Source organism: Paenibacillus methanolicus, assembly GCF_008124765.1.
GTDB classification, from domain to species: Bacteria; Bacillota; Bacilli; order Paenibacillales; family Paenibacillaceae; genus Paenibacillus_Z; species Paenibacillus_Z methanolicus.
On sequence record NZ_VNHS01000009.1, the window covers coordinates 200,292 to 219,399 of the forward strand.

The window sequence follows — 19,108 nt, forward strand, 5'->3', positions numbered from 1 at the left end:
TTGAAAATGCAGGAGGGAAGGGGAGCGCTGCATGAAGCATCCGCTGCTGCCGCTGTCGGAAACGATGCACTATATCTTGCTCTCGCTCAAGGAGCCGCTTCACGGGTACGCGATCATGCAAACGGTCGAGCAGATTAGCGCGGGAACCGTCAGTTTGGCGGCCGGAACGTTGTACGGGGCCGTGGAGAACTTGAGCAAGCACCGCTGGATCGAGCCGGTGCCGGGCGAGACGGGCCGCCGAAAAGTGTACCGGATTACGCAGGAAGGACAACGTATCCTGGAAATTGAGCGAAGCAGGATAGAACATCTGCTATCACTTTATGAAACGAGGGATCCTCATGAAAAAACGTAGATGGTTCATTAACTTGTTGAAAGAGGAGAAGTGGCTAAACGACCGACTGGCCGAAGGGTACGCTTGTCAGCGGGTCGGCCGGCTCGGCGGGTATACCTTTGGGCCTTCCAGCCGCAAGATGGTTATCCGTCTCGACTATCGGAATCGAATGAGCGCCGAGAAATACGAGGAATATAAGCTAACCTACGCGGATTTCGGATGGACCCTCTTGAAAGGCAACCGATGGGGGAGCGTGCAATATTGGCAAAAGCCTTCCGACGGACGCGACGAGATTTTCTCCGATGCAGGCTCGCTAGTAGCCTTCTATAAGCGCTTGACCCAATATGCGCTGAGTACGGCATGTCTCTTTTTCATATACGCCTATGTCGTGTTCAAAGGCAATATTATAACCGCTCTGTTTAATATCAAAGCAAGCTATCTGACGGAAGGCTTATGGCAGATGGAGGGAAATTCCTTTTGGCGCGCCTTTTTGTTCGAGACCCCTTTCGCGATGCTTCGCTTTCTGCCGACCTGGATTTTTGCGATCTGCTTCCTCACGTTCCTCTACAGTTATTATCAATATGATAAGCAGAAGAAGAAATACGCATGACGAGCTTGAGGCGCATCCCTACGCTAATCCCTTCTTTCCAAGCGTCCAGCGTAGGGGTACGGTTTTAAGTTGGACGCTGTTTGAGTGCATCGAGTGGCGCTGAGCGCTTTGCGACAGATAGGGCTTCAGAACCCGGAGGACCGGAACTTAGAGGTTGAAAATTAGTTATTGACCAATCACTCACAACGGTGGTATAGTTTGTTTATTGATAATTGATTGACCAATTACAAGTTATAAGGGAGATGACGAAATATGAAAAAAGCGATTGTAATCGGGGCAACTGGCGGTACGGGTGCGGTTATTGTGTCTGAACTTGTGAAACGCGGGGTGCCGACGATAGCCTTCGGGCGTTCTCGTCAAAAGCTGGAGGAGCTTGCCGGTGGACTGGGGCAACCTGCTCACTTGTCGCTGGCGATCGGGGACGCATGCCGGCCGGATGATATTGCGGCTGCGGTGCAAGATGCGGATGTCATGTTCCATAGCGCGAACGTCCCTTACAACGAGATGGCGAGCAAGCTGATTCCACTAGGTGAATCCATTATGGAGGCGGCCGACCGACTGAGCTTGAAGGTGGTGGTCATCGACGGCATCTATCCGTACGGAAGAAGACAGAAGGATCTCGTAACCGAGGAGCATCCCAAACAGCCTCATACGAAGAAGGGCAAGGTACGGCTTGCTTTTGAGCAAATGATTTTTAGCAGCAGATGGAAAAAGGCGCGTCCGATGATTGTGCGGCTCCCGGATTATTATGGACCGACTGCCAATCAAGCTTCTTATCTAGGCGGAACGCTCGAAGCGATCGCGGCTGGCAAAATGGCCTTTTTCGTCGGAAATAAGAAGACCCCCCGCGAGTACGTGTATTTGCCTGACGCGGCCCATATGATCGTCGAGCTTGCGGGACGCGAGCAAGCCTATGGGGAGAACTGGAATATACCGGGTTCGGACATCATCTCCGGGCATGAGATCGTCCGCATCGCTCAACAGGCAAGCGGCGCGAAGAAGCCCGTGATCGCGCTGGGCAAAATCGGATTGTCGCTGCTAGGCATGTTCGTCCCCGTTATGAAAGAGGTTGTGGAAATGCTGTACTTAACGGAACAGCCGCTGCGCTTAAGCGGGGAGAAGTATAAGCGCCGTATCGGGGCCATTCCGTCAACCAAGCCGGAGGTAGGGATTGCGGCGACCATTCGTGAATTGCAGAAAAAAATAACGTTTAGTTAATTGTAATTGATCAATCAATTATAATTGAGAACACGCCTAAAAACTCTTCAATGTATAAAAGGAGATAAGTGTGATGACGATATTGGCTCCATCATTAAAAGCGACTCCCCTTGCAATACCCTATCGGTGGTGGGCGCTTATTGCACTGGCTTTGGCGCAATTCCTCGTCGTATTAGACGCTTCGATCGTAAATATCGCGCTGCCCGCCATTGGCTCCGAGCTCCGCTTGGGTACCCATATGTTGGGCTGGGTGATTACGGCTTATGTGCTGCCGTTTGGCGGTCTGCTTCTTTTAGGCGGCCGGTTGTCCGACCGGTTCGGGCATCGGAGATTGTTTATCGCCGGCGTCGCCGGGTTTTCCATCGCTTCGGCGGCAGCGGGCTTAGCCATGTCGGGAGAGTGGCTGTTAACGGCAAGAGCGCTTCAAGGCATATCGGCCGCGCTGCTGGCACCGGCCGCGCTTGCTCTTCTGACTAAGCTGTTCATTGATCCGCAAGACCGGGCGAAAGCGCTTGGCATCTGGGGGGCGGTCGCGGGCATCGGAAGCGCGGCAGGCGTTTTATTAGGCGGAATACTTACCTCCTCCTTAGGATGGTCATCGGTGTTCTACGTGAATGTTCCCGTCGGCGCTCTGATCATCGCAACGGTGCCCTTCCTCATTTCGAAAGATTCGCCCAGCGAACGCGCCGGATTGAATATGTCGGGAGCCGCTGCGGTTACAGCGGGTATAACCGCGCTGGTCGCCGCGCTCTCCGGAACGGAACGCGTCGGTTGGACATCGCCGCAGACGTTGACCTTAGCGGGCTTGGCTTTCCTACTGCTCTCTTCGTTCATCTTATTAGAGCGGCGAGCCGCTAATCCGCTCCTGCCGCTGACCCTTTTCCGTAATCGGTCGGTAACCGGCGGTAATCTGGCGATGTTTCTCATTGGGGGCGCGACAACGGCATTATTCTTCGCTCTCTCGGTTTACATGCAGCAGGTACTGCGGTATGACGCGATGAAGGCAGGTCTTACCCAGCTTCCGATGGCAGGTGCCTTGGTTGCGATTGCGGGAGCTGTTCCAGCAGTCGTCAAGGCATACGGAACGCGTCGCTCGCTGGCTGCCTCTCTTCTTCTGCTGGCCGCAGGTCTAATCTGGCTTTCCTTCGCGCCAAGCGATGCCGCATTCGCGATCCACCTGCTCGGTCCTTCCATTCTGATTGGAGTCGGGCTGGGCGGCGCATTCGTTTCCGGAACGGAAACCGCGGTCCACGGCGTGGCCGATGACGAAGCCGGGCTTGCGAGCGGCTTGGTCAATACGAGTCAGCAAATTGGCGGGGCAATCGGAATGGCGGTACTAACGGCGATATCCTCGGCTCGAACGAACGGCCTGCTTGAGCAGGCGGTAGCGGAACCGCAGGCGTTAACCAGCGGTTTTACCGCGGTGTTCTTGGGAGCTGCCGCATTCGCGATCTTGGGCGCGATCGTGATCCTCGCCGTCGTTCCGGGTCCCCAGATGCGCCGAATATGAGCAGCGATGTCAAGCGCGCTTTCGCCCGTAACCAGCTCGTCCGGATATGTGATGGATTGATCAATCAATATTGGGAGGTAAGACCATGCGAAGGATGACATGGAAAGGAAAGGCGGGAATCGCGGGTTTGGGAATGGCCATCCTGCTGGGTGCGGTCATAGGAACGTATTTTTGGCAAATGCGCATGCAAAAACCGTTTGACGTCAACATGGCTGCGATGCATCACACGGGCGGCATGGATGGGCATGAGCATGGCATGCATGAGCATGGCGAACACGGGGTAAGGACGGCGGATTCGCAGGCGTCCCGGTCATGCGAAGCAATCATGGCCAAAGCGGGAAAGGAGCCTGTGCGCGAGGTTCAACTTACGGTTGCGCAACAGGAAACGAAATTGGACAATGGGCAAACCAAGCAGACATGGACATTCAATGGCCTCACGCCTGGGCCGGAAATCCGAGTGACGGAGGGCGATCGAGTACGCATCGTCTTGAAGAATGCGGACATCAAGGAGGGCGTCACCGTCCATTGGCACGGGATCGTCCTTCCATGTTCGCAGGACGGCGTAGCCGGCGTCACGCAAGAAGCGGTAAAGCCCGGGGAGCGGTTCACGTATGAATTTATCGCCAACCATCCGGGGACCTATTGGTATCACTCCCACCAGGCCAGCTCGGTGCAAGTCGAGAAAGGCTTACTGGGAAAGCTCATTATCGAGCCCTTGACGAACGGCTTCGATTATGACCAAGAGGAGACGATTCTTATTCAGCAATTGAACGGCACGATGCTCATGAACGGTTCGACCAAAGGCGCGAATATTGAGGCCAGTCCCGGCCAGATGGTTCGTCTGCGGATGATTAATGCGGCGAACGAAACGGAAACGATTCGCGTGAACGGGGCGGCTTACCGCATTATCGCGATGGATGGCCACGATCTTCACGAGCCCGAGATGCTGGAAAATTATCAATTCCAAGTCGCGGCGGGGCAGCGCTACGATCTTCTCCTCCAGATGCCGCGGCAAGGCAAGGTGATTGTCGAGAGCGGATCGGGCTTGAGAGCGGCATTGGGATCAGGCAGCGAGCCTCAGCCTCGTTCCGACTACACCTTGTTCTCTTGGACGGATTATGGAACGCCGGACCCGCGCGCCCCCGTCGAGAACTTGACTTTCGATCAGAGCCAAACGCTCGAGCTCGGTCAAACGCTGTTCATCAAATCGATTAACGGCAAAAGCTTTCATGAAATCCCTTCGATCGTGGTCAAAGAAGGCCAGCGCGTGAAGCTCGCGATTGCCAATAACGGGGGAGGGGACCATCCTTTCCATCTGCATGGGCACATCTTTCAGGTGTTGAGCCGCAACGGCCAGCCGCTAAGCGGCAGTCCCGTCTTTCTGGATACGTTGGCCACGCAAGAAGGAGAAACCTATGAAGTCTACGTGAAGGCGGATAACCCAGGCTTGTGGATGATGCATTGCCACAATCTGATGCATGCTTCGATGGGGATGAGCATGATGTTCAATTATGAAGGGGTTTCAACGCCGTACCGGGTCGGGACCAAATCGGGTAATCTGCCGGATCTGTAAGGGAGGCTACTCGTTCAGAATGCTTTCTTCAAGTACGTCATATTTGTTTCCATGTACCTTGATAATATGAGTCTCGCCCCATTTGCATGTGCTGAGCGCCGTAAGACTTTCCCGTGCGTTCCTTCCCGGTATGATCGAGCGAGATTGGGGCCGAATCATCAATCTTGCCAGCGAGGCAGGGATCAAACCCTACCCGGAACTGGTGCCTTATGGCGTTTCCAAGATGTCCTTGTTTACGTTCTCTCGTGGATTGGCCGAATTGGCGAAAGGTACGGGCGTAACGGTTAACTCCGTGCTGCCAGGTCCGACGTGGACGGAAGGCTTCGCCAAGTTTATAACCGATTTGGCCCAAGAGAAAAGGGCAAGAGCTAGAACCTTTCATTCGCGAATATTTCCAAGATAGCACGCCTACTTCGCTGATTCAGCGCTTCGCCACCGTAGAAGAAGTAGCCGATACCATTGTCTTTCTGAGTTCCGTCAATGCGGGTGCCATCAATGGCCATGCGCAGCGCGTCGAAGGCGGAATTATTCAGTCCATCCTGTAAGGCGATTTCCTGATTGGCTGCTGAAACAATAGCAATAATCGATACGTTGCCCTAGTCCGTTTTTTATATTGGTCTGCTGCCAGAAGGATTGCCGGATTGCGTGCAGGTTTTGGTTGTGCGAGAGGATTGATTCAATTCCGTTTGGGGAGAATAAGGTTATATTTTCCACATTAACTCAAGACCAAAGGAATCGTACACATGCTCGAAAAAGGCAGGATTTCGGCACTACAGCTTGGCATGATGCTCTATTTGGCTATTGGCTCGACGGCACTGCTTATCGTCCCCGGCATTACAGCCCAATTCGCCAAACAGGATTTGTGGATTTCCCCGATTTGGGGGGCGTTGAGCGGGTATTTAATGCTGGTCGTCGCCTATTATCTCGGCCAATCGTATCCGAATAAAACGATAATCCAATACAGCGAGCAAATCGTGGGGCGGATTCCGGGTCAGATTCTCGGTGCGATCACGATGTTCTTTTTCTTGCACGATAACAGTATGGTCATTCGCGAGTTCGGCGAATTTTTGCATTTGACCTTTCTAAGCCGAACGCCGCTTGTGTTCATCATGGTCTGTATCGTCGTCTTATGCGCGTATGCCGTGAACGGCGGCATCGAGGTCATCGGGCGTTGCGGGCAAATATTTATGCCGGTCGTATTGATGCTATTCGTATGGATCGCCCTGATGTTAATCCCTCAGCTCGATCCGATGCATTTGTATCCGGTGCTGGAAAAGGGGCTTACCCCATCCCTAATGGGCTCTATCGTTCCGCACGCATGGTTCGTGTCCTATGGATCCATCGCGTATTTCCTGCCTTACGTCGAAGACAAGCGCAATGTACTGAAATGGGGAAGCCTCTCGATTATCGTATTGACGCTCACCATGGTCATGACCAATCTGGTCGTCTTCTTCTTGTTCGGGCATTCTACGCCGACGTATGTGTTCCCGGTGTTCTATGCATCCACATACATCAGCGTGCTTAATTTTTTCGAACATCTCGATGCGGTCGTGCTTGTCATCTGGGTGTCCGGCGGGTTTGTGCAAGTCGCGTACTTCTATTACGTGCTCGTGCTTGGCACCAGCCAACTTTTGCGTTTGTCCGATTACCGGCCGATGGTAATTCCCCTCGGCGTGCTGCTTGTTCTGTTCAGCATGTGGTCGGCGCCTAATTTGCAGAAATTGATTGACTTCTTTCGGACGACGGTCCCCTTCTACTTCTGGATCGTGCAAGGCGGGATTCCGTTGTTGCTGCTTGCCGTTCACTTCATACGCCGGAGGTTTACTTCCTGATCGTTTCGCCCAGCGGTCCAAGTACGGTTTGAACCCACTCGAGCGGTCCGGGGATCTCGGGAAATTTCATGAAGGTCAAGACCAACGCGTCGCCTGCACACGTGAGCAGGATAAAGGCGAGCCGATCCCGCCGCGGCAGCCGGGTGACCGACCGCCATTGCAAGAGAAACACAATAGTCATGACCAGCAGTATCCCGAGCAAGTGGATGAGCTGCACGCGCTATTTCACCTCTTGCTCGATTAATCCTGCCGGACTGATCAATTTACCCGGTCTGCGTACGACGACTTTGAGATCGTAGTCTACTTTCACGGTCGGATAAATGTCGTGCCACCGATCCTTTGCTTTTTGCCATTGCTTCGGATATTTACGATGGAAGGTTTCCCCGAAATCAAGCACGTCTGCGTTCATCTTGTGCTGTACTTGCTGCAGCAAGCGGTCCAATGTCCGTATCAGCTGCTGTTCGACCTCCTTTTCCAACTCCTTCACATAGACCGGATTCCCCATCTGCAGGTTCGTCGCGTTCATTACAATGTCATCTTCAGCGAATCCTTTTATGGTCATGGACCATTCGTTGCCTTTTATGCGGGGGATGAGGTTCGTTTTCATCTTGTATAAACGCACGGTTATCAGGCCGTCCGACTCGGGCAATTTGACGTTTAACAGCGCTTCTTTCATCTCGTTTTTCATCCAGAGCAATCCTTCCGTCTGTTTCTCATCGATATGGCCCACCATTTTGTCTTTTTTGAAAATCGCCGCGCCTACGGCGGACTGTACGAGCTTGCCTTTCGACATCGGCAGAGTACGGATCCAGGGGACGGTGCTGTCTCGCACATCGCTGATCATTCGGTTATTGATTCGGCCGATGGCCATTTTCAAGATGTTGCCGTTCTCGGAAAGTTTGTTCAGCAGCTCGGCCGAGTTGCGCTCCATGGAGGCCGACTGCTGCAGCATACTCTTCGCCTTGCCATGGCTGATGAACAAATGGGAGTTGCCGCGAACATAGATTTGCCGGAGAAGATAGTCCAGATTGCCTCGAATGCCCTCCTTGGCAACGGTTTCGCTCATAATGAACACATTGCACTGTCCCCAGAACATTTGGCGCGTCATTTGGCCCTGCAGGCGGAAAAAGGCTTCGGGAACCGTTTTTCCTTTAGCCGATTGCACGATCGCGGAGGAGCCGCTCGCCCCATTCCCGGCCTGACCTGCAACCTGCTGATTTCCTTGCTCCTTGGGAGCGAATATTTGAACGGATAATTCAACCAGGTTATCGTCGGACGCATCAATCCCGGCCGCCGTGATAACGGCGACATCATTCACTTCAATTCTGTCCCAGCATCCGGAGAGCAGAAGGGAGGGGAGGATGATCCAGCCATAACGGAATATCGTGCTGTATCGTCGCCATGCAAACATGAACAACCCTCCTGTGAATTTTTTATTCGTTGCCCTTGGACGGGTCCGGCTTCGAGATCGGGGTCTGCCGCCGCGAATTGTATTTGCCGGTCAAATGGGGACGGCTTGTCATTTTCCACCATGGCGCGCGAATGCCGACATCCTTCCACTGCTTGCGCTGGAAGGGGCCGATCGGCGACAAATAGGGAACCCCGAACGACCTGAGCGTACTGAGATGAATAACAAGCGCCAATACGCCGAGCATGGTCCCGAATAAACCAAGAATGCTGGAGAGGAGCATGATCGGAAATCGGAGCAGCCGCAGCGACATGCCAACCGAGTACTTCGGTAACATAAAAGAAGCGATCCCCGTTATCGCCACGACCATGACCATCGTTGCCGATACGATTCCGGCGGATACCGCGGCATCTCCGATAATCAGGGCGCCAACGATGCTGACTGCGGGGCCGATCTGCTTGGGCAGCTTTACCCCCGCTTCACGCAGCGCTTCGAAGGCAACCTCCATCATAAGCGCCTCTACGATAGCCGGGAAAGGGATCTCCTCCCTCGATCGGACAATCGTGAAAAACAGCAAGGAAGGCACCATCTCGTGATGGAAGGAAAGAACCGCGACGTAGACAGAGGGCAGTAGTAGTGAAATAAGGGCGGCGCCATAGCGGAGCCACCGGATCAACGTGGACATCAAAAAATGCTGATAATAGTCTTCCGGCGACTGAAGCAAGGAAAATAGCGTGATGGGAGCAACCATGGCGATCGGGGTTCCATCCATTAGTATCGCCACGCGTCCCTCGAATAAATTACCTGCAATTACATCAGGTCGTTCGGTTGTCAATACCTGCGGGAAAGGGGAGTAGGGCTTATCCAATATAAGCTCTTCGAGATAGGCGCTTTCCAATGCGCCATCGATGTCGATGCGGTCGATTCGTTCCTTCGTTTCACGAACCAGCGTCTCTTCCGCGATGCCTTCTAAATAAGCGATAGCGACCATGGATTTCGAATAGCGGCCAACCGTCGTCGTATGCAGCTTGAGCGCAGGCGATTTGATTTTTCGGCGGAGCATGGAAATATTAACCGCAAGGGTTTCCGTGAAGCCTTCGCGCGGCCCCCGCACTACGCTTTCTGCTTGGGGTTCTTCGACGCCGCGCTGCTCCCAGCCGGCTAATGGGATGGACAGAGCATGCGGCTCGTTGTCCAGGAAGAGGAGGGCGCTTCCCGAGAACGCATGATCCACGCATTCCGCAAAGGTCCGAACCCAACCCGTATTCGGCACGGTGAGCGCTTCGAGAGCAATCGTCTCAAGATCCGATGCCGACGTGTGCAGCAATGGCTGCAACACATGCTGGGAGAGAAAATGAAGGTCGCTTAGACCATCAATATACAGAAGCATCGCTTCTTTATCGTGGACACGCAATTGGCGATATTTGACGTCCGGGCAGCCCGAAAGTATCTCTTCGAGCTTACGTCGATTAACCGTAAGCGCCTGCGATATCGGTTCGTCTTTATCGTTCTGCTGATGAGAGTTGCCAGTTGAATCGGAGGGCGTCGCTTTGGACGAAAAAGGGTTTAGATTAAACGGCATTTTCTCTGCGTCCTCTTCGTGTTTGTCTTATTTTGTTAGTATGAGCCGACATACAGGAAGCTATTACCTGAAAGACGCAGGAGTACCCGTTATCGTGACGACTGTTACAGGGAAGGAACTCCTGGATCAACAATGTCTAGTCGTGCTAGGGATATCCGGAAGTCTTAGCAAGCAATCGACGAGTTCACGCATTCTCTCGTCCTTGGAAGGTATGCTGCCCGCGGATGTTGAACTCGTATGCACGATGCAAAGGCGGGTTAGGATTAGGCACTGGCGCCGGGTCCGGATTCGTCTGCGTCCCGCCGCCGGTCGATGGGGCTGGAATTGCTCAGAAGGCGTAGTCGGCGCTGTTGGTTGGGTCGGTTCGAGCTCCTCCGCCGCCTTATTCTCGGCATCAATAATCTGTTTGGTTTCATAAGCGCCCACGACAAGCAAATCGGCGGTCGCGTTGGTGCTACCACCGAACGTGCCGTCTTCGAGGCTAGGAAGGAGCTTCTTCTCAAGCGCCAGTTGGATGTAGCCTTTCGTACCTTTGTCTACCTCGGAATCTTTGCCCAGACCTCGTACAGGAACGTGGCAAGCTGCTCTTTGGTGACTTTACCCGCTGGATCAAAGGTCCCGTCTCCATTTCCTTCCGTGATGCCTGCTGCTTTGATCGCCCCGATATAAGGCAGCGCATAGCCGTAGGCGTGATCGTCCATTTTGACGCCAGCCGAAATCATAGCATCGAATTTCGCTTTTGTCGCTTGATCCAAATCCTTCAGGTCCGCAAAATCGGCCGATGTCTTCGCATACGCAGACCAACGACGCTGGACAAGCCCAGCAAGGATACAAGGCCGAAGATTAATACCTTCTTCTTCATCCCGCACATTCCCCCAATAAAGTTAAAAAAGCAACGCAATCTTTTATATTTCGACGAGAAAGGTAAGTACTCTCCCCTGCAGACGCGCTTTTAGTAGAATAGGCTGTTTTTCTCCGGCATGACATTCGACAGGCTAGTTGATTGGCCGAGCCATATATTGATGGCTCATGACTATGGTAAGCCGGTAACTCGGCGAGCCTATCGCTTGAAATGATACTTATCGTCCGTCGACTCTGCCGGGGGTTCACTTTAAAATTACGGATGGAAGTACGATGGCGGACTTGGTTGATAGCTTTTGTGGATCAAAATGGATGAAGTAGGTTGGAGGAGACGGTTAATGAGATTGCAAAGAGGTTATACCCCCGGTTTGCGGTGGATCGCTTGCCTGTTGATCGCCGCGATGCTGGGAAGCGTCCTGTCCGTAGGGTGGGGGCAGGCGCAGGTCGTCGAAGAAGCGTCCGTTCTGCCGGTAGATATGCCCAAGATCGATGGAGCGCTGCCGGCGGCGGAGGGAGACGCGATGTGGAGCCACCTCGTCAAGGTGCTCGACTTCACGGAGGCCGACATTATCGGGAATGTAAGGGTAACGCCCGACGGACGATACGTCGCATTCCTCGATTATAAAATGGCGGGCGGCGTGTTCCGTTCGCAGCTGAACGTGTTCGACAGAGAGTCGGGCGCCATGGAAGCGGTGCTGGAGGGCGTCGAAGGGCTGGAGGCTATCCACTTCGAGATGACGCCGGACGCGCGCTGGTTTGCGCTTGGCGGCAAGGAGAGTTTGATGACGATCGACAATACGCAGATGTATTTGTTCGATCGGACGACCCGAAATGTGCAGTTGCTAAGTAAACAATACAATGGCGCTGCTCCTGGAAACGGGATGAGCGAGAATCCGTCGATAAGCGCAGACGGCCGCTATGTCGCCTATGAGTCCAGTGCCACGGATCTCGTGGAGAGCGACACGGACAATCGCGATGTATTCGTGTATGACCGGGAGAGCGGCATGAACACGATGATTAGCGCGGCTAAGCTGCCGGGAGACCCCGAGAAGATCAGCCAGGGGTACAGCGAACTACCGTCGATCAGCGCGGACGGTCGGTACGTCGCCTTCGAATCCGACTCCGCCTTCCTCGCGGATAACGATGACGACGATAGTAAAGACGTCTTCATCCATGATCGCACGACAGGGACGAACCTGCTCGTCAGCGCAGCTGCCCCGGGAGCCTTGAGCGGGAACACGAGCGGGAGACCTTCGATCAGCGCCGACGGCACGGTCGTCGCGTTCGAGTCCTACGAGCCGCTCGCCAGCGGCGATACGAACGAAGAGATGGACATATACGTCTATCGCACGGCGAACTCGGCCTTGGAGCGGGTATCGGTCGGGATTACGGGGGCCGAGTTCCCGCATGCCAGCTATGAACCGCGCATAACCGCGGACGGCCGTTACGTGACGTTCTTGACCGAATCCGCTTCGACGGATCTCGAGCAGGCGTTGATCGCCGACCTGAGTGCGGGCGTCACGAGAGAAACATCCATCCTCTCTCCCGACCGGGAGCTGGAGCAGCCGTTTACGAACCTGTCGCTCAGCGACGGCGCGGATGTCGCCGCGTTTACGGCAGGGTATCGATTCGAGGATCCGGAATCGGGGGAACAGACGACGCTCGCGGGGCTGTTCGTCGCGTCGAAGAACGAACCCGACGGCGGAACGCCGACTTGGCCGGAGGGCAGCAAGCTCGAGGCAGCCGGGATTCAGCCGGATCGCGCGGTGCTGACCTGGACGCCGGCTTCCGCGCCCGGCGGGATTACGGCGTATCGGATCTATGCGAATAACGAGCAAATCGCGACCGTCGACGGCAGCACGTTGACGTACAAGGCCGAGGGACTTACGCCCGCCACGGCATATACCTTCCGCGTGGAAGCCGTGAACGGGGAGGGGCATGCAACGGCCGGCGGTCCGCTCGCCCGCGTCACGACGCCGGCGGACGACCGGACGCTTGAGCTCAGCCTATCGTTCGATCGGATAACGCCCGCTCGTCTGCCGAAGATCGACAGCAGCATGAAGATTGCGGCGAGGGCGGTAACCGGCCGCGCAATCTCGGCTAAGATCGCTTATGAGACTTGGCTGGACGAATCCGGCGCTCGGCTGCCTGCTCCCCGCTTGGCTGAAGCGTCGGTCGAACTGACCGAAACGCCGAGCGAAGCCGGGAATTATGCGGCATCGTTCAAGGTGCAAGAAGGCATTGCCCGGCTCGTCTCGGTGACGGCCGTCATGACGGGTGCTGCCGGCGGGCAGGTGGAGAAGACGGCGGCAGGCCTGCCGCTGACCGTCCCCGGGAACTTGAAGCTGACGTTCGACAATCCCGGAAGTCTCGAACTGGCCGGCGCCTATTTGACGGCGTCCAGCTTGGAAGGCGGGTATGCATCGACGAGGCTCGAGAGCGGGGAACCTATGGAGCTGGAAGGACTCCCGGCGTCGGAGGACTACATCGTCTCGCTGATTTCGATGGACGGCAAAGCGCTTGCGCGGCAATCATCCGTCCGCGTGGAGGCCGGATTGGCTGCCGAATTGACGGTGCCTGTCGCGCAGCCGGCGCGCTTCGCGTTCCAAGTCCGCGATCAGGACGGAAAGCCGGTCCCGGACATCCGCGTCGAGCTTTGGGATGAATCGGGCGAGAACTTCCTGTCGGCAGACGTGACGGATGCCGAAGGCCTCACGAGCGTGAACGAGGTGGATGACGCCTCCGTCAAATATACGGTCAAGACGCACCTGCAGGATACGGTCTATGACGAGATGACGCCCGTAACCTTCTCGATTCGCGGGGGAGATCAAGTGATCCCGCTGGCTCTCAAGCGTACGCCGGAGGGCAAATTGAAGGGGAGAGTGCTGGATCCGAAGGGCAATCCGGTGCCGAACGCGCTTGTATCCGTTACGCAAATCCATAAAGGCGAGCCGGTCGTCCGGAAGGCGCATACGGATCTTAAAGGCGCCTATGAACTGACGCTGTATGCGGGAGAGGCCGCTATCCAAGCCTCGCAATCTTCCTATAACTATAATTCCGAAGAAGGCCTGAAGGCGACCATCGTCCAGAACGCAACCAAGACGCTGGATATTCCGGTCGCGCCTTTCCCGACGGGCATGATCGCGGTGAAGGTCCATCTCAAGCCGATCGGCGGCGAATGGCAGGGGCCTATCGATATGGAGACGCTTCGCTTCTACGCGACGATGCAAGGGAGAAGCGGGAGCCGCACGAGTTATTACCATAATGCGACTTACTTCCAAGGATTGCCCGGGGACAGGGTGGAGGTGTGCGTATACGGTGCGATGACTCGCTCGTTCACCGCATGTACGCATGTCGTGCTGGACGAGAATGGCAATGCGACGGCGGAGCTGCGGGTCGAAGAGGAAGGGGCCTTCGTAAGCGGCGGCTATGATGCCAGCCTGAACGAATGGACCAATGCGACATTGTACGAAGTCGCGAGCAAAGAGCAGGTATTCGTGGATTCCCAGAGCTTCCGGGGCGGCACCTTCCTCGTGCATGCGCCGAAGGAAGGCAATTATCGGGTGGAGCTCACGCGCAGGGATTCGAACACGAACGTAGTATGGAAGGCCTCCTCGCAGGTGAGCGTCCGCGATCGCGAGATTGTCAATGTCGGCAAGCTTACGCTCGCGCCGGCGGCCATATTCGCTAATGCGACGTTGAACGGCTTCGTTGCCGAGCCGGGCGAAGCCTCGCCGGGCACGACCCTGAAGCTGCGAGCTTTCTATCGGAACAGCGGCAAGTCGGCGATCGCCGACGGCGTGCTTAAAGTGGATCTGCCGAACGGCGTGACGCCGGTTACCGCGGCGGACGGCAAAATCCATGTCCAAGTGAACGGCGAGGCCGGCACGGCCGTCCTGAAGGGGAGCGCGTTGGAAGTCCAACTTGGCGATATTACCCCTTATGCGAACGGGACCGTCGTTCTGCAGGTCAAATTGGCTGCGGACTACAGCCAAAGCCGTGCCAAGATGGCGGCCAGAATTACCGGGACATCCGAAGGGAAGGCAGTCGACGAAGCGATCGGGACGGCGATGATCGTCGTGCAAAGGCTGACGATCGAGGCCCCCGCTACGATCTCCTCGACCGTGGTGAAGGTAAACGGCCTCGCGCCTGCGTACAGCCGGGTCAAGATATTCGATGAGAACATGCTGCTGGCAAGCGTAGACGCTACTAGCGCGGGAACGTGGCAAAGCGAGATCCAACTTGCCAATAACGACGGCTCGAACATGCATTTGCTATGGATCGAGGCGGCGGGCGGCAGCCAAACGCTCCGTTCGGAACGCGCGATGGTGACGTACAGCGAGACGGAGCCGACGCTGCAGGAGATCCAGATGGTCCAGTATCCCGACGGCAGGTGGGTGCAGCTTGATGTCGCTAACGGCATCGCGCAAATTCCCTATACGGTCGTGCCGGGTAATCCTTTCGCGTTTGCCTTGAAGTTCGACAAGCCGGAATTCGTGAAGAACGTGAAGGTTTATTTGAGCGGTCAGATCGGGGAGCCCGTGATCGCGGAGAAGGACGCGGACGGTCTCTTCCGGGCTATTGTCCCCACCACGACGGGCTCGCTTGGCGGTATATATGTCGACTATGACACGGTGAAACCGAAAGCCGTCATCACCCGGGATATCCCGACCGAAGCGGAGACGAACGCGCTTATGCCGCCTCAATTCCGGAATTTCGAGATTGTTGACAAGGAGCCTTTCGCCATTGACGGCAATGTCTACAAGGGAAGCGCGGTTATCGAATTTCCGGATGTGCCGGATCTTCGGATCGAAGCGAGCGAACGCATCGATTTGACCCCGACGACGTATATGCCGACCGTCGAAGAGATCGTCCAGGCAGAAGGGGAAGGCATCCCGCTATATAACGTCAGCTTCGACGTGACGGAGACGGAGAACAGCATCGCGGTGAAGATGAACGCGTACATGCCGAAAGGGTATCTGTTCCCGGAGACCTCGAAAGAGTCGGGCATGCGCGCGATGGCGGCGTTCGACGGCGAGCTCGATCCGTTGGAGATTCTGGAGGAAATGGGCATCGAGACGACCCCTTACCAGAAGGGCATGATCCAGGTATCGACCGATTACGCGATGATCTCCAAAGACGCCTCCGGCCAGCTCTCTGCCATTAAGGAGCAGTATGAGGGCTACAAGGGCTACGCCGGCAAGGTTATGAAGATTATGGAGAACGTCGAATCGTCATCGTTATGTCCCGAGAACATCGAAGCGACCGGCACGCAGGCTAGCAAGGCGCTGCTCGCCACGGTCGGCGGCGAGATTGCCAAGACCGCGCTGGGAGCTTGGACGGGAGCGATGATGCTCGAAGGACCGGCAGGCTTCCTGGCCGGCTATGCGAGCAAATATGTGACCAACAAAATCGACAGCTACGTCGATGATCAGATCGGGATGGTCTCGTCGGTAGGACCTACGGATCCGTCCGCATGCAAGGACGACGAGTTCGACGATCTCGATGAAGAGAATATTTACAAGAAAAGACTGAAGCGCAAAGCCCGTTTGAAATGGATCTATGATCCAAGCGGTTACGTCTACGAAGCGGTTCCGGGCAACCGTCTTGCGGATGTGAAGGCGACCGTACTCTTCAAGGACGGGAAGACGGGCGTCTGGAAGGTATGGAACGACGCGCCGGATTACGGGCAGATCAATCCGCAGCTCACCGACGCCGACGGACGTTACGGCTGGGACGTTCCCGAGGGCTGGTGGAAGGTCGTCTGGGAGAAGCAAGGGTATAAAACAGCCTACAGCGAAGAGCTGCAGGTGCCGCCTCCGCATTTCGACGTCAATGCCGGTCTCGTCTCGATGGCGCCTCCGGTCGTGAGCGACATGCAGGCGATTGCCGATAAAGACGGAGGCTACATCGACATTACGTTCAGCAAGTACGTGAAGGCGGGGCTTGCTATCCCGGCCGATCAGATCGTCGTGACCGGTCCCGATGGCGTCGTAGAAGGTACGGCCGCTTATGCGGAGGCGCAAGAGGCGGACGGCGCGATGTTGGCGCGCAAGGCGAGATTCACGCCGAGCGGGCAAGCGTTGAAGGCGGGCGCCGAGTATAGCGTCAGCATCCAGCCGTCCTCGTTTGTCAGCTATGCGGACGTGAAGATGCCGGTCGGCGCGGAGCAGAAGATCCAAGCCGTTCTGCGCGACGAAGCGGGTCCGAAGCCGGTCTTTGCCTCGGCAACCGGCGGTAATGCGGCGATCCGTATCGTCTTCGATGAAGCGCTGTCGGCAGACGCGCTCCTCGAACCGGCCGCGTTCGCGCTGGAAGGGACGAACCGCACCGTGCTGTCGGCCGTCGTGGAAGCGGCGGCAGGAAGCGGGCAGCCGCAGGCGGCAATCCTAACGCTCGGCGGGCCGCTCTCCCAAGTGGAAACAATCACGGTTCACGCCGCGGCGGGCGCCGTTACCGACGCGAATGGCAATCCGTCCGCGGAAGGGGCGCTTGCGTTGTCCGGCGCGAACGCGAAGCTGCGCGGTCTGGAGATCGGAGGCGGAGCGCTCGTCGAGTCATTCTCCGCCGACAAGACCGACTATACGGTCAAGGTCGATGCCGGCGCGGCATCGATCGAGGTCAAAGCGACGCTGGCCCAAGCGGGCGGGAAGTTGTCCGTGCGAGACGTGCCGCTTGCCGACGGGGTGTTCCGTGCGATCGGAATCCCGAGCGACGGTCTCATTCCGGTGAAGGTCGAAGCTGCGAACCATCCGGATGCGAGTCAGATCTACACGCTGAAAGTGATTAGGGCTACCGATCCCGGTCCAGGACCAGGACCGGGGCCAGGACCGGGGCCAGGGCCAAACCCTCCTGGACCGGGAGCCGATCCGGGGAACGGTACCGGCGGATCGGGCGGTTCAACCGCCGGCGATAGCGCCGACATCGGCCGCGATGCCGATGTGACCGTCCGTGAGACGGGCGGCCGAAGAGAAGCGGTCGTCACGTTGAAGACCGCCGCGGTACTGGCGGCGATCGCGGAGAAGAGCGGCGCCGAGCTCTACATGAAGGCGCCGGCAGGATACGATTCGTATGACATTATCATCCCGGCAGAAGCATATGCCGCGTTGGCTGCTGCCAATGCGAAGGTGCGATTCAAGGGCGATTCGCTGTCCGTCGTCGTCCATACCAACGGATGGCAAGGGATTGGGGATAAGACGCAGGCCGTGCATCTGGTCATCGCGCGGGCCGATGCCGCGGCCGAGCGGGCGTGGCTGGAAGGACTGCACGCAGGATCGGCCGGGTTGGACGCTCGAACGGGATTGTACCGGATGGCGCTTATCGCGGCGAACGCGAACGGGACGAACACCGTTCCGCTCGAAGCGAAGCAGCCGGATGCGATAACGGCGCAATGGGACGTAACGGACAAAGGCGGGGATCTCGGCCTCTATCGGTACGACGCGTCCAGCCGGAGCTGGAGTTTCGTCTCCGAGGCTTCTGGATCTGCTTCATCTGCGCTTGGTATAAGAGCCGACGACGCTGCTTACTACGGAATAGCCGGCTATGCAAGTCCGTTCGCTGACATCGTTAAGCATTGGGCGAAGAAGGATATCGACTGGCTCGCGGCCCGCCTGTACGTTAATGGCATATCGGCTGACGCGTATCAGCCGAACCGCGGCGTGACTCGCGCCGAATTCGCGGCGATGCTCGCCCGCGCCGTCGGTGAAGGGGCGCAGAATACCGCAAGCGCGGCATTCAACGACGTGAAGCCGGGCGATTGGTTCTACGACGCGGTACGGCAGTCGGCCGCTCTAGGCTTGATCGCGGGCGATGGCGCAGGTAAGTTCCGTCCGAACGATCCGATTACGCGCGAGCAGATGGCCACGATGGCATGGCGAGCGTACGCCAAGCTCGTGCCGGACGCGGCTACGGCAGCGGATTCCGAGATCCCGGCGCTGCTGCAACCGTTCGCGGACAGAGACGCTATCGGCCGGTGGGCCCAAGCCGAGACGGCTTCGGCCATCCGGGTTGGACTCATGCGCGGCGTCGATGCCGGCCGCTTCGACGCGATCGGCGTGGCCAGCCGAGCGCAAGCCGCCGCGCTTCTGCGGCGTATCATCGAGCTGCGCGACAAGTAATTGAATAAGGCGAAGGCCGGTACGCCGTGCCGGCTCAGATGGACGAGAAACCCAGCTCTTTGTGGA

At 56.7% G+C, this 19,108-nt stretch carries 11 protein-coding genes and 2 pseudogenes; 8 read left to right on the top strand and 5 right to left on the bottom strand.

The features are described 5' to 3' along the window. Positions 1–31 precede the first annotated feature (31 nt). The 5 genes from BCM02_RS23225 (at position 32) to BCM02_RS23245 (ending at position 5,242) form a co-directional block, all read left to right on the top strand. Positions 32–352 (top strand): PadR family transcriptional regulator, encoded by a 321-nt coding sequence (locus BCM02_RS23225; protein WP_148931517.1) that lies wholly within the window; start codon positions 32–34, stop codon positions 350–352. After that, positions 339–941, top strand: a complete 603-nt coding sequence (locus tag BCM02_RS23230) for a DUF2812 domain-containing protein (RefSeq protein ID WP_148931518.1) — start codon at positions 339–341, stop codon at positions 939–941. The genes BCM02_RS23225 and BCM02_RS23230 overlap by 14 nt, the downstream gene beginning before the upstream one ends. A gap of 252 nt (positions 942–1,193) precedes the next feature. Further along, complete coding sequence (locus BCM02_RS23235) at positions 1,194–2,159, top strand: NAD-dependent epimerase/dehydratase family protein (protein ID WP_148931519.1); 966 nt, start codon at positions 1,194–1,196, stop codon at positions 2,157–2,159. Between the two features lie 73 nt (positions 2,160–2,232). Further along, positions 2,233–3,669, top strand: coding sequence for an MFS transporter (locus tag BCM02_RS23240; RefSeq protein ID WP_148931520.1), 1,437 nt, complete (start codon positions 2,233–2,235; stop codon positions 3,667–3,669). An 85-nt stretch (positions 3,670–3,754) separates the two neighbouring features. Further along, complete coding sequence (locus tag BCM02_RS23245) at positions 3,755–5,242, top strand: multicopper oxidase family protein (protein WP_148931521.1); 1,488 nt, start codon at positions 3,755–3,757, stop codon at positions 5,240–5,242. A 6-nt stretch (positions 5,243–5,248) separates the two neighbouring features. Here the strand turns inward: BCM02_RS23245 and BCM02_RS36665 are convergent. Further along, positions 5,249–5,335: pseudogene (locus BCM02_RS36665) on the bottom strand (winged helix-turn-helix transcriptional regulator); the annotation flags it as partial. Between BCM02_RS36665 and BCM02_RS23255 the strand changes: the two are divergent. Next, positions 5,325–5,787 (top strand): annotated as a pseudogene (locus BCM02_RS23255) (SDR family NAD(P)-dependent oxidoreductase); the annotation flags it as partial. The pseudogenes BCM02_RS36665 and BCM02_RS23255 sit on opposite strands and share 11 nt — an antisense overlap. A gap of 198 nt (positions 5,788–5,985) precedes the next feature. Further along, positions 5,986–7,074, top strand: a complete 1,089-nt coding sequence (locus BCM02_RS23260) for a GerAB/ArcD/ProY family transporter (protein ID WP_148931522.1) — start codon at positions 5,986–5,988, stop codon at positions 7,072–7,074. Here BCM02_RS23260 and BCM02_RS23265 read toward each other — a convergent pair. The 4 genes from BCM02_RS23265 to BCM02_RS36065 form a co-directional block, all read right to left on the bottom strand. Beyond that, the gene (locus BCM02_RS23265) at positions 7,064–7,255 is read right to left on the bottom strand and encodes a hypothetical protein (protein ID WP_148931523.1); all 192 of its coding nucleotides are present in this window, start codon (positions 7,253–7,255) and stop codon (positions 7,064–7,066) included. The genes BCM02_RS23260 and BCM02_RS23265 overlap by 11 nt on opposite strands. Positions 7,256–7,294: 39 nt before the next feature. Next, positions 7,295–8,485: a Ger(x)C family spore germination protein gene (locus BCM02_RS23270; RefSeq protein ID WP_148931524.1), complete on the bottom strand. Its 1,191-nt coding sequence runs from the start codon at positions 8,483–8,485 to the stop codon at positions 7,295–7,297. 22 nt (positions 8,486–8,507) lie between these two features. Beyond that, on the bottom strand, positions 8,508–10,064 hold the full coding sequence (locus tag BCM02_RS23275) for a spore germination protein (RefSeq protein ID WP_148931525.1): 1,557 nt from the start codon (positions 10,062–10,064) through the stop codon (positions 8,508–8,510). A 536-nt stretch (positions 10,065–10,600) separates the two neighbouring features. Further along, a complete protein-coding gene (locus BCM02_RS36065; RefSeq protein WP_246183517.1) occupies positions 10,601–10,933 on the bottom strand; it encodes an S-layer homology domain-containing protein in 333 nt (110 codons plus the stop codon). Between the two features lie 330 nt (positions 10,934–11,263). On the opposite strand from BCM02_RS36065, the gene BCM02_RS23285 reads away from it, so the two are divergent. Next, positions 11,264–19,042, top strand: a complete 7,779-nt coding sequence (locus BCM02_RS23285; RefSeq protein ID WP_187434371.1) for an S-layer homology domain-containing protein — start codon at positions 11,264–11,266, stop codon at positions 19,040–19,042. Positions 19,043–19,108: the final 66 nt, after the last annotated feature.

Bases quoted from the DNA above. Each gene is read 5' to 3' on its own strand.
- BCM02_RS23230 (WP_148931518.1), top strand. From the start codon at position 339: ATGAAAAAACGTAGATGGTTCATTAACTTGTTGAAAGAGGAGAAGTGG.
- BCM02_RS23235 (WP_148931519.1), top strand. From the start codon at position 1,194: ATGAAAAAAGCGATTGTAATCGGGGCAACTGGCGGTACGGGTGCGGTT.
- BCM02_RS23275 (WP_148931525.1), bottom strand. From the start codon at position 10,064: ATGCCGTTTAATCTAAACCCTTTTTCGTCCAAAGCGACGCCCTCCGAT.
- BCM02_RS23245 (WP_148931521.1), top strand. From the start codon at position 3,755: ATGCGAAGGATGACATGGAAAGGAAAGGCGGGAATCGCGGGTTTGGGA.
- BCM02_RS23285 (WP_187434371.1), top strand. From the start codon at position 11,264: ATGAGATTGCAAAGAGGTTATACCCCCGGTTTGCGGTGGATCGCTTGC.
- BCM02_RS23240 (WP_148931520.1), top strand. From the start codon at position 2,233: ATGACGATATTGGCTCCATCATTAAAAGCGACTCCCCTTGCAATACCC.
- BCM02_RS23260 (WP_148931522.1), top strand. From the start codon at position 5,986: ATGCTCGAAAAAGGCAGGATTTCGGCACTACAGCTTGGCATGATGCTC.
- BCM02_RS23265 (WP_148931523.1), bottom strand. From the start codon at position 7,255: ATGACTATTGTGTTTCTCTTGCAATGGCGGTCGGTCACCCGGCTGCCG.
- BCM02_RS23270 (WP_148931524.1), bottom strand. From the start codon at position 8,485: ATGTTTGCATGGCGACGATACAGCACGATATTCCGTTATGGCTGGATC.
- BCM02_RS23225 (WP_148931517.1), top strand. From the start codon at position 32: ATGAAGCATCCGCTGCTGCCGCTGTCGGAAACGATGCACTATATCTTG.